General features: G+C 64.4%; 12 protein-coding genes. 9 read left to right on the top strand and 3 right to left on the bottom strand.

The annotated features are described in order from the left end of the window. Positions 1-16 precede the first annotated feature (16 nt). The 9 genes from algG to ACJA3S_RS21495 all read left to right on the top strand — a co-directional run bounded on the left by algG (position 17) and on the right by ACJA3S_RS21495 (position 10,691). Positions 17-1,576, top strand: a complete 1,560-nt coding sequence (gene algG, locus ACJA3S_RS21455; RefSeq protein ID WP_406819919.1) for a mannuronan 5-epimerase AlgG — start codon at positions 17-19, stop codon at positions 1,574-1,576. 13 nt (positions 1,577-1,589) lie between these two features. Then, positions 1,590-3,032, top strand: a complete 1,443-nt coding sequence (locus tag ACJA3S_RS21460) for an alginate O-acetyltransferase (protein ID WP_406819920.1) — start codon at positions 1,590-1,592, stop codon at positions 3,030-3,032. A 7-nt stretch (positions 3,033-3,039) separates the two neighbouring features. Continuing rightward, positions 3,040-4,143 (top strand): mannuronate-specific alginate lyase, encoded by a 1,104-nt coding sequence (locus ACJA3S_RS21465; RefSeq protein WP_406819921.1) that lies wholly within the window; start codon positions 3,040-3,042, stop codon positions 4,141-4,143. Positions 4,144-4,339: 196 nt separating this feature from the next. Continuing rightward, positions 4,340-5,797: an MBOAT family protein gene (locus ACJA3S_RS21470; protein WP_186685385.1), complete on the top strand. Its 1,458-nt coding sequence runs from the start codon at positions 4,340-4,342 to the stop codon at positions 5,795-5,797. Between the two features lie 10 nt (positions 5,798-5,807). After that, positions 5,808-6,965, top strand: coding sequence for an alginate O-acetyltransferase (locus ACJA3S_RS21475; protein ID WP_406819922.1), 1,158 nt, complete (start codon positions 5,808-5,810; stop codon positions 6,963-6,965). 17 nt (positions 6,966-6,982) lie between these two features. Next, complete coding sequence (locus tag ACJA3S_RS21480; RefSeq protein ID WP_170032511.1) at positions 6,983-7,630, top strand: alginate O-acetyltransferase AlgF; 648 nt, start codon at positions 6,983-6,985, stop codon at positions 7,628-7,630. Positions 7,631-7,665: 35 nt separating this feature from the next. After that, positions 7,666-9,120, top strand: coding sequence for a mannose-1-phosphate guanylyltransferase/mannose-6-phosphate isomerase (locus tag ACJA3S_RS21485; protein WP_170034287.1), 1,455 nt, complete (start codon positions 7,666-7,668; stop codon positions 9,118-9,120). A gap of 142 nt (positions 9,121-9,262) precedes the next feature. Then, positions 9,263-9,727, top strand: coding sequence for a multidrug transporter (locus tag ACJA3S_RS21490; protein ID WP_406819923.1), 465 nt, complete (start codon positions 9,263-9,265; stop codon positions 9,725-9,727). 151 nt (positions 9,728-9,878) lie between these two features. Next, a complete protein-coding gene (locus ACJA3S_RS21495) occupies positions 9,879-10,691 on the top strand; it encodes an SDR family oxidoreductase (protein ID WP_406819924.1) in 813 nt (270 codons plus the stop codon). Positions 10,692-10,906: 215 nt separating this feature from the next. On the opposite strand, the gene ACJA3S_RS21500 is transcribed toward ACJA3S_RS21495, so the two are convergent. From ACJA3S_RS21500 to ACJA3S_RS21510, 3 genes are all read right to left on the bottom strand, one after another. Next, complete coding sequence (locus tag ACJA3S_RS21500) at positions 10,907-11,701, bottom strand: SDR family NAD(P)-dependent oxidoreductase (RefSeq protein ID WP_406819925.1); 795 nt, start codon at positions 11,699-11,701, stop codon at positions 10,907-10,909. A 136-nt stretch (positions 11,702-11,837) separates the two neighbouring features. Beyond that, positions 11,838-13,289, bottom strand: coding sequence for an efflux transporter outer membrane subunit (locus ACJA3S_RS21505; RefSeq protein WP_406819926.1), 1,452 nt, complete (start codon positions 13,287-13,289; stop codon positions 11,838-11,840). Next, a complete protein-coding gene (locus ACJA3S_RS21510) occupies positions 13,286-14,347 on the bottom strand; it encodes an HlyD family secretion protein (protein WP_406819927.1) in 1,062 nt (353 codons plus the stop codon). Before ACJA3S_RS21510 ends, ACJA3S_RS21505 begins: the two co-directional genes overlap by 4 nt. Positions 14,348-14,360 lie beyond the last annotated feature (13 nt).

A 14,360-nucleotide genomic window follows, 5' to 3' on the forward strand; every position in this document is an offset into this window, starting at 1 on the left:
TAGGGGACTTACCGTTATGAACCTTCACCCGCACCTACGTCACAGCCTGCTGGCCAGCGCCTTGCTGCTGGCCGCAGGCCTGGCCGCCGCCGCAGAGCCCACCACCACGGCCAAGGGCTTGCAGCAGGCCAAGACCTACACGGTTTCCAGTGCCCCGGTCGAACCACTGCACATGGACCCGCCAAAGCTGCCCGACCTGACCGGCTACACCGCCGAGGCGGTACAGAAGAAGATCGACCGCCGTCACAAGGGCAAGGTCAGCCTGCGCCGCATGTTCCAGGAAGACACCCTCAAGGAGTTCGTCGGTGGCGACAACAAGGCGGCCGAGTGGGTCCAGCGCCAGCATGGCATTCCGCAGGCGATCTTCGTCGATGACGGGCATGTCGACCTGGTCGAGCTGAGCAAGAAGGTACCCAGGCAGTACCTCAGCGAGGTCGAGCCGGGCGTGTACCTGGCGCGCCTGCCGATCGTGGTCGGGCAGAAGGGCATCCTCGAGATCGACGGCAAGGTCAAGCAGCTGCGCCTGTCCCAGGAGGGCGGCTCGTTCCTGGTCAACGACGGCAAGCTGTTCATCACCGATACCCAGGTGACCGCCTGGCGCGAAAAGGACAACGGCCCGGCAACCTTCCGCTCGCCCAAGGAATTCCGCCCGTTCCTGCTGTCGTGGGGTGGCACCGAGACCTACATCGTCAACAGCAAGATGGCCAGCTTCGGCTATGCCAAGTCCAAGTCGTACGGCGTGAGTATCTCGCAGTACACGCCGAACATGGCCAAGCGCATGGGCCGCCCGGAACCCACCGGCTGGATCATCGGCTCGGAATTCAGCGACATGTGGTACGGCTTCTACTGCTACGAGACCCAGGACTTCGTGGTCAAGGACAACACCTACCGCGACAACATCGTCTACGGCATCGACCCGCACGACCGCTCGCACCGCCTGATCATCGCCGGCAACACCGTGTACGGCACCAAGAAGAAGCACGGCATCATCATTTCGCGTGAGGTCAACGACAGCTGGATCATCAACAACAAGAGCTACGACAACAAGCTCTCCGGGGTGGTGATCGACCGTAACAGCGTCAACAACCTGATTGCCTACAACGAGATCTACCGCAACCACACCGACGGCATCACCTTGTACGAAAGCGGCGACAACCTGATCTGGGGCAACAAGCTGATCAACAACCGCCGCCACGGCATCCGTGTGCGTAACAGCGTGAACATCCGCCTGTACGAGAACGTCGCCATGGCCAACGGCCTGGTGGGCGTGTACGGCCACATCAAGGACCTGTCCGACACCGACCGCGACATCGCCCTCGACCCGTTCGACACCAAGGTGTCGCTGATCCTGGTCGGTGGCGAACTCGCCGCCAACGGCTCCGGCCCGCTGTCGATCGACTCGCCGCTGTCGGTCGAGCTGTACAAGGTGTCCATGCTTGCCCCGCGCAAGGCCAGTGGCATCAGCCTCAACGGCGTGCTGGGTGAGCGCCAGGACGAAATCCTCGACCTGCTGGTCCGCCAGAAAAAGGCTGTGCTGATCGACCCGGTCGAACGCCAGACCGAAATGATCGAATAAGGAAGCCCAGACCATGACTCCACACCTGATGAAACTGCTGGGCCTGTCCACCGCCCTCCTGGCCATCAGCCAGGGCGTGAGCGCCGACGAAGTGAAGGCCCCGACCTTCACCGCCGAGCCTTGCTGCCAGCTGTGCCCGGAAGCGCACGACCCCAGCCGCTACACCACCCGTTACCAGCAGAACTTCACCACGCTGGTGCAGGCCCAGGGTGACTGGCTGTTCCGTACCCGCGAAGACCTGCGCACCGAGTTCACCACCACCCCGGCCGGCTACAAGCGCCTGCAGCAGGTGCACGACGCGTTCAAGAAGCGTGGCGTGGAACTGGTAGTGGTGTACCAGCCGACCCGTGGCCTGGTGAACCGCAACATGCTCAACCCGGCGGAAAAAGCTGCCTTCGACTACCAGAAGGCATTGGGCAACTACCAGGCCATGCTCAAGCGCTTCGCCAGCATGGGCTACAACGTGCCCGACCTGTCGCCGCTGACCAACGAACAGCTGGCCGCCGCCGACCAGGGCAAGGACTTCTACTTCCGTGGCGACCAGCACTGGACGCCGTACGGCGCCGAGCGCGCGGCGAAGATCGTGGCCGAAACCGTGCACAAGATGCCGGCTTTCGAAGGCATCCCGCGCAAGGAATTCGAAACCAGGAAGTCCGGCCGCATGGGCAAGACCGGCACCCTGCACAACGTTGCCGGCCAGCTTTGCGGCACCAGCTATGCGGTCCAGTACATGGACCAGTTCACCACCGAGCCGAAGGGCTCCGACGGTGGCGGTGACGACCTGTTCGGTGACGCCGGCAATGCCCAGATCACCCTGGTCGGCACCAGCCACAGCGGCAAGAACTACAACTTCGCCGGCTTCCTGCAACAGTACATCGGTGCCGACGTGCTCAACGTCGCCTTCCCCGGCGGTGGCCTGGAAGGTTCGATGATCCAGTACCTGGGCAGCGAGGAATTCAAGAAGAACCCGCCGAAGATCCTCATCTGGGAATTCTCCCCGCTGTACCGCCTGGACCAGGAAACCATCTGGCGGCAGATCCTTGGCCTGCTCGATGACGGCTGCGATAACCGCCCGGCGCTGATGAGCGCCAGCACCACCCTCAAGCCCGGCAAGAACGAGTTGATGGTGAACGGCAAGGGTGGCGTGATCAAGGACCTGGTCAACCGCAACATCCAGATGGACGTGAAGTTCGAGGACCCATCGGTGAAAGTCCTGCAGGCCACCCTGTGGTACCTCAACGGCCGTCACGAGGACATCAAGCTGGAAAAACCGGAAACCGCCGAGACCGATGGCCGTTTCGTCTTCCAGATGCGCGAGGACGAGGACTGGGCCAGCCAGAGCCTGCTGGCCTTCGAGGTACAGGGCCCGGAAAGCGGTACCCAGAAGGTCGAGGCCAAGCTCTGCAAACGCAACAACTTCGCCGTGCCCGCGCAGACCGCGCAGGCCGGCCAGTGAGGCGACCATGACTGCGTTCAAGCGAATTTTCCGCCCTGCCCTGCTCGCCCTGGCCTTGTGCGGCAGTGCCGCGCATGCCGCGCTGGTACCGCCGCAGGGGTACTACGAAGGGATCGAAAAGCTCAAGACCGGCGACGGTAACTTCCGCTGCGAAGCTGTGCCCAAGCCGTACACCGGCGCCCTGCAGTTCCGCAGCAAGTACGAAGGTTCGGACAAGGCGCGGGCCACCCTCAACGTCAATTCGGAAAAGGCCTTTCGCAAGTCCACCGAAGACATCACCGCCCTTGAAAAAGGCGTGAGCAAGATGATCGGCCAGTACATGCGCGATGGCCGCCCGGCGCAGCTCGAATGCGCCCTGGCCTGGCTGGGCAGCTGGGCACGTGCCGATGCGTTGATGTCCACCGACTACAACCACACCGGCAAGTCGATGCGCAAATGGGCGCTGGGCAGCATGAGCGGTTCATGGCTGCGCCTGAAGTTCTCCAACTCGCAGCCACTGGCCGCGCACCAGGCCGAGGCCGAGCTGATCGAGAAATGGTTCGCCCGCCTCGCCGAGCAGACCGTGCGCGACTGGAGCGACCTGCCGCTGGAGAAGATCAACAACCACAGCTACTGGGCAGCCTGGGCAGTGATGGCCACCGCCGTGGCCACCGACCGTCGCGACCTGTTCGACTGGGCCGTGAAGGAATACCGGATTGGTGCCAACCAGGTCGATGCGCAGGGCTTCCTGCCCAACGAGCTCAAGCGCAAGCAACGCGCCCTGGCCTACCACAACTACGCCCTGCCGCCGTTGGCGATGATCGCCAGTTTTGCCCAGGTCAACGGCGTGGATGTGCGCGGCGAGAACGACAACGCCCTGCAGCGCCTGGCGCAGCGGGTGCTGGCCGGCGTCAAGGACCCCAGCACGTTCAAGGCCCGCAATGGCGAGAAGCAGGACATGCAAGACCTGAAGATCGACAGCAAGTACTCGTGGATGGAGCCCTACTGCAGCCTGTATGCGTGCAACGGCGACACCCTGCAACGCAAGCGTGGCATGCAGCCGTTCAACAGCTTCCGGCTGGGCGGCGACCTGACCCGGGTCTACGACCCGAGCGCAGAGAGCAAGAAATGAGTTGAACCCCTTCGGGGGTCGGAACCTGTGGGAGCGGGCATGCCCGCGAAGAAGGCACCGCGGTGCATGGCAAGGGCTTCGCCCTTGTTCGCGAGCAAGCCCGCTCCCACAGGGACCAAGGCTTCCCCCACTTTTTCAGTGGGGGGTTTGGGGGGGCGCTGTGCCCCGGATGCTGTGAACAAAAAGGAGAACCGGGATGGTCTTCTCGTCCAACGTGTTCCTGTTCCTGTTCTTGCCGATCTTCCTCGGCTTGTACTACTTGAGCGGGCAACGTTATCGCAACCTGTTGCTGCTGGTCGCAAGCTACATCTTCTACGCCTGGTGGCGAGTGGACTTCCTGGCATTGTTCGCCGGGGTCACCCTGTGGAACTACTGGATCGGCCTGAAAGTCGGCGCCGCCGGGGTCCGCACCAAGCCCGCCCAGCGCTGGCTGCTGCTCGGCGTGGGTGTCGACCTGGCGATCCTCGGCTACTTCAAGTACGCCAATTTCGGCGTCGACAGCCTGAACGCGATCATCACCTCGTTCGGCCTGGAGCCGTTCATCCTCACCCACGTGCTGCTGCCGATCGGTATCTCGTTCTACATCTTCGAGTCGATCAGCTACATCATCGACGTGTATCGCGGCGACACCCCGGCCACCCGCAACCTGATCGACTTTGCCGCGTTCGTGGCGATCTTCCCGCACCTGATCGCCGGCCCCGTGCTGCGCTTCAAGGACCTGGTCGACCAGTTCAACAACCGCACCCACACCCTGGACAAGTTCTCCGAAGGCTGCACCCGCTTCATGCAGGGCTTCATCAAGAAAGTGTTCATCGCCGACACCCTGGCAGTGGTGGCCGACCACTGCTTCGCCCTGCAGCACCCGACCACCGGCGACGCCTGGCTCGGTGCCCTGGCCTATACCGCGCAGCTGTACTTCGACTTCAGCGGCTACAGCGACATGGCCATCGGCCTGGGCCTGATGATGGGCTTCCGCTTCATGGAGAACTTCAAGCAGCCGTACATCAGCCAGTCGATCACCGAGTTCTGGCGGCGCTGGCACATCAGCCTGTCGACCTGGCTGCGCGACTACCTGTACATCACCCTGGGCGGTAACCGCAAAGGCACCTTCAACACCTACCGCAACCTGTTCCTGACCATGCTGCTGGGCGGCCTGTGGCACGGCGCCAATTTCACCTACATCATCTGGGGCGCCTGGCATGGCATGTGGCTGGCCATCGAGCGCGCACTGGGCATCGACACCAACCCGCAGCGCTTCAACCCGGTGAAGTGGGCCTTCACCTTCCTGCTGGTGGTGGTCGGCTGGGTGATCTTCCGCGCCGAAAACCTCGAAGTGGCCGGCCGCATGTACGGCGCCATGTTCAGCTTCGGCGACTGGCAGCTGTCGGAACTCAACCGCGCCCAGCTCACCGGCCTGCAGGTCGCCACCCTGGTGGTTGCCTACATCACCCTGGCCTTCTTCGGCCTGCGTGACTTCTATCGCAATGCCAAGCCGACGCCCAAGGCCACCCCGGTGGCGGTCAACGCCGACGGTTCGATCGGCCTGGACTGGACCCGGGTGATGACCCGCGCCCTGGTGCTGCTGCTGTTCGTGGCCTCGATCCTCAAGCTTTCGGCGCAGAGCTACTCGCCGTTCCTCTACTTCCAGTTCTGAGGTGGATGACATGACTCGCACCTTACGCATCACCTATTCACTGTCGTTCCTCGGCCTGCTGGTAGGCATGGGCGTGTGGTCGACCGGTGGCCTGCAAAGCTTCCAGCGCACCGAGCAGATGACCCTGCTCAACGGCAAGCTGGCCAAGGCCGCCGAGACCCACTACGACGAGCACTTCCCGATCAAGCGGTTGGGCACCAACCTGTGGGCGGCGATGGATTTCAAGCTGTTCAATGAAGGCCGCCCTGGTGTGGTACTGGGCCGCGACCAGTGGTTGTTCAGCGACGAAGAATTCAAGCCCACCGCCGGGGCCGAACAGCTGATGGCGGAAAACCTGGCGCTGATCCGTGGCGTACGCGACACCCTGCAGCAGCACGGCAGCCAGCTGGTGCTGGCGATCGTGCCGGCCAAGGCGCGGGTGTACGCCGAATACCTGGGCAAGGAGCTGCCGACCAGCCTGCATGACGACCTGTACAACCAGTTCCATGCCCAGGCACGCCAGGCCAACGTGTTCGCCCCGGACCTGATGGCACCGCTGGAGCAGGCCAAGGCCCGCGGCCAGGTGTTCCTGCGCACCGATACCCACTGGACGCCAATGGGCGCCGAGGTGGCGGCCCAGGCACTGGCCGAAGCTGTCGGCCGGCAAAGCCTGCTTAACGGTGAGCCACAGGCGTTCATCACCGAAGCCGGCAGCACCGCACCGTACAAGGGCGACCTGACCAACTTCCTGCCACTGGACCCGCTGTTCAGCAACCTGCTGCCAGCCCCGGACAACCTGCAGAAACGCACCACCCGCCCGGTCGAGGCCGAGGGTGCAGCCGGTGACGCACTGTTCGCCGACAAGCAGATCCCGGTCGCCCTGGTAGGCACCAGCTACAGCGCCAACCCGCACTGGAACTTCCTCGGTGCGCTGCAGCAGGCACTGCGCAGCGACGTGGCCAACTACGCCGAAGACGGCCACGGCCCCGTGCTGCCGATGCTCAAGTACCTGCAAAGCGATGCCTTCAAGAACGCCGCACCGCAAGTGGTGGTGTGGGAATTCCCCGAACGTTATCTGCCAATGAAGAACGACCTCAGCAGCTTCGACCCGCAGTGGATCGCGCAGCTGAAGAACTCCCGTAAATCCGAAGAAAACCTGGCCTTGTCGTCCCCCCGGACGAACCACTGAAAGAGAGGAACACGCCAATGACTACCAAGACTTCCATTGCCAAAGCCCTCACCCTCGCGGCCGGCCTGTCCCTGGCCTCGATGCAGGCATTTGCCGGTGCCGACGCCGCGCTGTACGGCCCGACTGCACCGAAAGGTTCGACCTTCGTGCGCCTGTACAACGCCTCCAGCACCCCGACTGCCGCTTCGGTCGGCAATACCCAGATCAAGCAGGTTGGCGCCCAGGCCAGCAGCGACTTCAGCTTCCTGCCAGGCGGTGACTATACCGCCCAGGTCGGCGGCAAGAGCGTGCCGGTCAAGCTGGCCTCGGACAAGTACTACACCCTGGTCAACAGCGCCAACGGCAGCCCGAAGCTGATCGAAGAGCCGCCGTTCAAGAACAAGCAGAAAGCCCTGGTTCGCGTGCAGAACCTGAGCGACCAGCAACTGACCCTGAAGACTGCCGATGGCAAGACCGAAGTGGTCAAGCCGGTGGCGGCCAATGGCCGTGGCGAGCGTGAGATCAACCCGGTCAAGGTCAACCTGGCGCTGTACCAAGGAGACAAGAAAGTGGGTGACGTCAAACCGGTCGCCCTGGAGCGCGGCGAAGCCGCAGTGCTGTACGTAACGGGTTCCGGCAACGCCTTGTCGCCGGTGTGGGTAACTCGCCCCGTGGCTAACAACTGATTTCCCTGCCTCTAAACGACTATTGGAGAAACATGATGATCCCGGTAATTCTTTCTGGTGGTAGCGGTTCCCGTCTGTGGCCTCTGTCGCGCAAGCAGTTCCCCAAGCAGTTCCTGGCCCTGACCGGTGAACACACCCTGTTCCAGCAAACCCTGGAACGCCTGGTGTTCGAAGGCATGGACACGCCGATCGTGGTCTGCAACAAGGACCACAAGTTCATCGTCCAGGAGCAACTGGCTGCGCTGAAGCTGGAGACCCAAGGCATCCTGATGGAGCCGTTCGGCCGCAACACCGCCCCGGCGGTGGCCATGGCGGCGATGAAACTGGTCAACGAAGGCCGCGACGAGCTGATGCTGGTGCTGCCCGCCGACCATGTGATCGATGACCAGAAGGCCCTGCAACGTGCCCTGGCCTTGGCCACCGTGGCCGCCGAGCGTGGTGAGATGGTGCTGTTCGGCGTACCGGCGACCAAGCCGGAAACCGGCTATGGCTACATCCGCTCCAGCCAGGATGCCCTGCTGCCGGAAGGCGTGGCCCGCGTTGCCCAGTTCGTCGAGAAGCCCGACGAGAAACGCGCCGCCGAATTCGTCCAGGCTGGTGGCTACTTCTGGAACAGCGGCATGTTCCTGTTCCGTGCCAGCCGCTTCCTCGAAGAGCTGAAGAAGCACGACGGCGACATCTACGACACCTGCGTGCTGGCCCTGGAGCGCAGCCGTGAAGACGGCGATGTGCTGACTATCGACGAAGCCACCTTCGCCTGCTGCCCGGACAACTCCATCGATTACGCGGTGATGGAAAAGACCCAGCGCGCCTGCGTGGTGCCGATGTCGGCCGGGTGGAGCGACGTGGGCTGCTGGTCGTCGCTGTGGGAAGTGCACGAGAAGGACGACAACGGCAACGTCACCAAGGGCGACGTGGTGGTGCAGGACAGCCACAACTGCATGATCCACGGCAACGGCAAGCTGGTATCGGTGATCGGCCTGGAAAACATTGTGGTAGTCGAGACCAAGGACGCCATGATGATCGCCCACAAGGACAAGGTCCAGGGCGTCAAGCAGATGGTCAAGACCCTCGACGAGCAAGGCCGCAGCGAAACCCAGAACCACCTGGAAGTGTACCGCCCGTGGGGCTCGTACGACTCGGTGGACATGGGTGGCCGCTTCCAGGTCAAGCACATTACCGTCAAGCCGGGCGCCAGCCTGTCGCTGCAGATGCACCATCACCGCGCCGAGCACTGGATCGTGGTGTCCGGCACTGCCGAGGTGACCTGTGACGAGAACGTGTTCCTGCTGACCGAGAACCAGTCGACCTACATCCCGATCGCCTCGGTGCACCGCCTGCGCAACCCGGGCAAGATCCCGCTGGAGATCATCGAGGTGCAATCCGGCAGCTACCTGGGCGAGGACGACATCGAGCGCTTCGAGGATGTTTACGGGCGTACTTCCACGCCGATCGAGCGTGGCGTTTCGGTGAAGACCATCGCGCAGTAAAACTGCAAGCTGCAAGAAAAAAGCGGGACGGAGGTGAATCTGCAAGCGCGGGTTCACCACCGCCCCGCTTTTTTTCTTGTGGCTTGCAGCTTGCCGCCTGGCGCTCCAAGATGTCTGGGTCCCCGGTCGGAATCAGCCCATCATGATCATCGGTGCCTTGCTCATTCTTACCTGGCTGGTGCTGCTGTTGCGCTACCCGGCCAAGGCCCTGCCGATCTCACTGGCGGCCGTGTGCGGCCTGGGCCTGGTGGCCCTGTTCGTCGTCTGGCAGGATGCCCGCGAAACCTCGCGGTTGGCCCGCCTGGACCTGCGCCTGACCTACGCCCCCGAACACTGCCCCGCCGACCGTGCCCTGCGGGTACACATGAAGAATGGCAATGACGTCCCGTTGACCGAACTGCGCTGGCGGGTGGCGGCCTATGCGCCGGGCGATACCGTGAACCTGGCCGAGAACACCTACAACGCCCCGCGCTACCGTGGGCCGGGCGAGCTGCAACCGGGGGCCGAATGGCAAGACTGCCTGCCGCTGCCCCCCCTGCGTTCCGGGTACCGGCCGCAGACCCTGGAGTTTCGGGCAGAGCACCTGCAAGGTACGTTTGCCAACTAATGTATCGCCTGTGCCGGCGTCTTCGCGGGTAAACCCGCTCCCACAGGTACACCACAGAATTTGAGACCTGTGCAGTCCCTGTGGGAGCGGGTTTACCCGCGAAGACGCCGGCACAGGAAAAACCAATCCTCCCTGACAACAGGTCCCAACCATGCCCACCGTTCTGATCACCGGTTGTTCCAGCGGCATCGGCCGCGCCTTGGCCGACGCCTTCCGCGATGCGGGCCACCATGTCTGGGCCACTGCCCGCAAACCGGAAGATGTCGAGCAACTGAACGCCGCCGGATTCACCGCCCGGCAACTGGACGTGAATGACAGCGCTGCCCTGGCCCGCCTGGCCGAAGAGCTGGAAACCCTCGACATCCTGATCAACAACGCCGGATACGGTGCCATGGGCCCGGTGCTCGATGGCGGTGTGGACGCCCTGCGCCAGCAGTTCGAAACCAACGTCTTCGCCGTGGTCGGCGTCACCCGCGCGCTGTTCCCGCTACTACGCCGTACGCGCGGCCTGGTGGTGAACATAGGCAGTGTTTCCGGCGTGCTGGTCACCCCCTTCGCCGGTGCCTACTGCGCCTCGAAAGCGGCCGTGCATGCGCTGAGCGATGCCTTGCGCCTGGAGCTGGCACCGTTCGGCGTGCGGGTGATGGAAGTGCAGCCGGGGGCAATTGCCTCGCAGTTCGCCAGCAATGCCCAGCGCCAGGCCGAGCAGGTGCTGGCGGCAGATTCGGCGTGGTGGCCGTTGCGTGAGCAGGTGCAGGCTCGGGCGCGGGCGTCGCAGGACAAGCCGACGTCGGCGGCGGTGTTTGCCCAGGGCGTATTGGCAGCGGTCGGCAAGTCGCCGGTGCCGGCAATGGTGCGCCTGGGCAATGGCAGCACGGCCTTGCCGCTAATGGCCCGGCTGCTGCCGCGGCGGTTGCTGGACTGGGCGCTGCGCAAGCGCTTTGGCCTGCTGCGCCCGCTCTGAGTATTCGGCCGCCTGCGCCGGCTGTAGAAGCGGCTTCAGCCGCGATCACTGGCACAGCCGGTGCCATCCACCGCGTCGCCTGCATCGCGGATAAAATCCGCTCCTACCTGTGTGAGCCGCGCCGGCTTCGATTTGACGCCGTACCTGTAGGAGCGGCTTCAGCCGCGATCACCGGCACAGCCGGTGCCATCCACCGCGCCACCCGCCACAAGCAATCAGGCGATTGAACGCAGTACGCCCCCATCCACCCGCAGGGTCGCCCCGGTGGTGGCACTGGCTTGCATCGAAGCCAGGTAAACCACCATGTTGGCCACCTCTTCCACCGTCGCCAGCCGCTTGATCAGCGAGGTCGGCCGGTGTTCGGCGAGGAAGTTGGCCTCCAGCGTTTCCGTCGACACCCCTTGCTCCGCAGCCAGCTTGGCAAAGAAGTCACCCACCCCTTCCGAGCGGGTCGGCCCTGGCAGTACCGAATTCACTGTCACCCCGGTCCCGGCCAGGGTCTCGGCCAGCCCACGCGATACCGCCAGCAGCGCCGTCTTGGTCATGCCGTAGTGAATCATTTCGGTCGGGATCTGCAACGCCGACTCGCTGGACAGGAAGATCACCCGCCCCCACTTGCGCTCCGCCATGCCCTGGGCGTAGTGGCGCGACAGGCGCACGGCGCTGAGCACGTTGACGTCGAAGAAGCGCTGCCAGTCGGCATCGTCAATCTCGAAGAACGGCTTGGGCTCGAAGATGCCGAGATTGTTGACCAGGATATCGGTGTGCGGCACCTGGTCGAACAATGTCTGCGCACCGGCCTGGGTGCCAAGGTCGGCAGCTATGCCAATGATGCGGGCTTGTGGCAGGCGCTCGCGCACACCTCTCAGGGCTTCGTCGACCCGGGCCTGGGTGCGACCGTTAAGGACCACTTCGGCGCCCGCCTCGGCCAGGCCGATGGCGATGGCCAGGCCAATGCCGGCGGTGGAGCCGCTGACGATGGCGCGCTTGCCGTTCAGGGTAATGTGCATCTGTGCCTCCTCGGTAATCAGGACCATTGCCGGGGCTGCCTTGCAGACCATCGCGACGCAAGGCCGCTCCTTGGAATTCGTGTCCGCCGGTAGGAGCGGCCTTGCGTCGCGATGGGCCGCAAAGCGGCCCCGAAACTCACACCTTGTTGGCCAGCGGCTCATCGAATGCCTGCCAGCCACCACCCAAAGCCTTGTACAGCCCCACCAGCGCCTGCGACACCGCCGCCGAGCTGTCGATCCACTGCTCCTCACTGGCCAGCAATGCGCCCTGCACCGTCAGCACATTGAGAAAGTCCACCGCCCCTTCCACATACTGGCGCTGGGCAGTTTCCAGGGCGATGCGGTTCTGCCGCACCGCCTCTGCCAGGTGGTCACGGCGCAACTGGCTGGCGTTGTACAGGCGTAGCACATCGTCGATTTCATGCCAGGCGCCGAGCACCACCTTGCGATAGTTCAGCGCCGCTTCCTGCTGCTGCGCCTCGCGCAGTTCCAAGGTGCCCTTGAGCCGGCCACCCTCGAAGATCGGCAACGACAGTTGAGGGCCGAGGGCGAAGCGTCGTGAGTCCCAGCCCCCCAGATCGGACAGCTGCATGGCCTGGAAACCCAGGCTGCCCGACAGCCGGATACTCGGGTAGAAATCGGCCTTGGCCACGCCAATGCTGGCAGTCGCAGCATGCAGGCGAGCCTCGGCCTGGCGAATGTCCGGACGGCGCTCGGCCAGTTCGGACGGCAAGCCGATGGCAAAGTTCTGCTGCGGCGCAGGCAGTTCGCCGCCCTTGAGCAGTTCGGCCTGCAAGCTGCGCGGCGGTTCGGCGGCGAGCAGGCTGAGGGCGTTGACCAGGTCGTCGCGGCGGGCCTCGAGGCTTGGCAGGCGCGACTCGATGGAAGCCACCTGGGCACTGGCCTGGGCCACGTCAAGCCGGGTGGCGACGCCTTCGGCCTGGCGGTCCTCGGAGAGCTTCAGGCTGTGCCGGGCGACCTTGAGATTGTCCTGGGTCACATCGATGGTGTGCTGCACGGCGCGCAGCTGGATGTAGTTGCCGGCGGTTTCCGCAAGCAGTGCCAGGAGTACGCCGCGACGGTCGTTTTCGGCCACTTCGACAGTAGCATCGGCCGCTTCGACCTGGCGCCGCACACGGCCCCACAGGTCCAGCTCCCAGCCGGCCACCAGGTCGCCTTGCCAGAGGTTGAAGGCTGCCTTGCCCGCCTTGCCGGACGGGTCGCTCAGGCCGTCGGCACTGTTGCGCGCGCGGCTATAGCCGGCGTTCACGTCCACCGACGGTACCTCATCGGCAGCCACACTGCTGCGCAGTGCCCGGCTTTGCAGCAGCCGCGCGCTGGCCATCTGCAGGTCGAGGTTGCGCTCGGCAACGCGCTGGATCAAGGCACTCAGGCGGGCGTCATGGAAGCTCTCCCACCAGCGCAGTTCCAGCGGTTCGGCCTGTGGCTGGCTGGCCGCCGCCTGGCCTTGCAGCGGCGCCCACTGTTGCGGTGCCTGGCTGTCGGGGCGCTGGAAATCCGGGCCCAAGGTGCAGCCGGCCAGCCATACGGCCAGCAGCAACGGGCTCAAGCGTAATGCCGGTTTCATCGCGCACTCACCTCTTTGCCGTGCAGCGTGTCGCCACCGGTATCGATGGTCGCCTCCACCGACATGCCCACGCGCAGGCGGGTTAACAGCGGCTGACCGTCATCGAAGACAATCTTTACCGGAATGCGCTGCACCACCTTGGTGAAGTTGCCGGTGGCGTTGTCTGGCTTGACCGCGGCGAAGGTCACCCCGGTGGCCGGGGCGATACTTTCCACATGGCCGTGCAGCTGCTCGCCAGCGAAGGTGTCGACGCTGATGCTCACCGCCTGGCCGGGCTGTACATGAGTCAGCTGGGTTTCCTGGAAGTTGCCGACCACGTAGGCCTGCTGCAACGGCACCACCGACAACAGGCGGGCGCCCGGGTTGACGTAGGCGCCGACGCGCAGGGCGCGCTCGCCGACCATGCCGTCTACCGGCGCCGTGATGCGGGTGTAGGACAAGTCGAGCTGGGCCTTTTCCAGCCCCGCCTCGGCGCGCTTGAGCTGGCCATCGGCACTGGCCACCTGGGCGCCGAGGATATCCACCTGTTTGCGCGCTGCCAGCAACGCCGCCTGGGCATTGGCCAGGCGTGCGCGCGCCTGGTCGACCCTGCTGCGCGCCTGCTGGGCATTCTGCACGGTACCGGCGCCCTGCTCGGCCAGGCGGCTGTAGCGGTTCACTTCATGGTCGGCGAATGCGGCTTCGGCCTGGGCGGCTTTCACCTCGGCCTCGGCCTGGGCAATCAGTGCGGCCTGGCGCTCCAAGGTGGCCCTGGCGTCGGCGCTCTGCGCCTTGGCCACCAACAGCTGCGCCTGCGCGGCATCCAGCGCAGCCTGGTAGTCGCGGGCATCGATGGTCGCCAGTAGCTGGCCGGCCTTGACCTGCTGGTTGTCTTCTACCAGCACCTCCTTGATGAAGCCGGCGACCTTCGGCGCGACCACGGTGTAGTCGGCGGCCACATAGGCATCATTGGTGCTCTGGCGGTGGTCGCTGCCGAGCATCCAGGGGCCGACGATGCCAGCCAGGACGGCCACGGCAAGCACCGAGCCGATGATCAGGGTTTTACGGTTGTTGGTCATTTCAGCAGTTCTC

The organism is Pseudomonas sp. KnCO4 (assembly GCF_045344305.1).
Lineage (GTDB): Bacteria > Pseudomonadota > Gammaproteobacteria > Pseudomonadales > Pseudomonadaceae > Aquipseudomonas > Aquipseudomonas anuradhapurensis.